Source organism: Streptomyces mutabilis (assembly GCF_014649815.1).
In the GTDB taxonomy this organism is placed as follows: domain Bacteria; phylum Actinomycetota; class Actinomycetes; order Streptomycetales; family Streptomycetaceae; genus Streptomyces; species Streptomyces mutabilis.
Window position 1 is genome coordinate 1 of sequence record NZ_BMTT01000118.1, and the last position, 876, is coordinate 876.

At 71.8% G+C, this 876-nt stretch carries 1 protein-coding gene; it reads right to left on the reverse strand.

What is annotated here, in order from left to right; genetic code table 11:
* Positions 1-876: L-serine ammonia-lyase (locus tag IE142_RS34920; protein ID WP_191889422.1), on the reverse strand; the 876-nt coding region annotated here is incomplete at both ends.

An 876-nucleotide genomic window follows, 5' to 3' on the forward strand; every position in this document is an offset into this window, starting at 1 on the left:
CATGTCGGCGCCGGTGTCCTTCATGGTCTTGATGACCTTGTCCAGGGACACCTTGTGCGAGCCGTCGCCCCGCATCGCCATCCGCGCCGCCGTGACCGCCTTGACCGCGGCCATGCCGTTGCGCTCGATGCACGGGATCTGGACCAGGCCGCCGACCGGGTCGCAGGTGAGGCCGAGGTTGTGCTCCATGCCGATCTCCGCGGCGTTCTCCACCTGCTCCGGCGTGCCGCCCAGCACCTCCGCCAGCGCGCCCGCCGCCATCGAGCACGCGGAGCCCACCTCGCCCTGGCAGCCGACCTCGGCGCCGGAGATGGAGGCGTTCTCCTTGAAGAGCATGCCGATGGCGCCGGCGGCGAGGAGGAAGCGGACCACGCCCTCCTCGTCGGCGCCGGGGACGAAGTTCATGTAGTAGTGCAGGACCGCGGGGATGATGCCGGCCGCGCCGTTCGTCGGGGCGGTGACGACCCGGCCGCCGGCCGCGTTCTCCTCGTTCACGGCCATCGCGTAGAGGGTGATCCACTCCATCGCCAGGGCCTGCGGGTCGCCCTCGGAGCGCAGCTTGCGCGCGGTGTTCGCGGCGCGGCGGCGGACCTTCAGGCCGCCGGGCAGGATGCCCTCGCGGGACATGCCGCGGTCCACGCAGGCGCGCATCACGCGCCAGATCTCCAGCAGGCCCTCGCGGATCTCGTCCTCGTCGCGCCAGGCCCGCTCGTTCTCCAGCATCAGCGCCGAGATGGACAGGCCGGTCTCCCCGGCCAGGCGCAGCAACTCGTCGCCGGTGCGGAAGGGGTACTTGAGGACCGTGTCGTCGAGCACGATGCGGTCGGCGCCCACCGCGTCCTCGTCGACGACGAAGCCGCCGCCGACCGAGTAGTA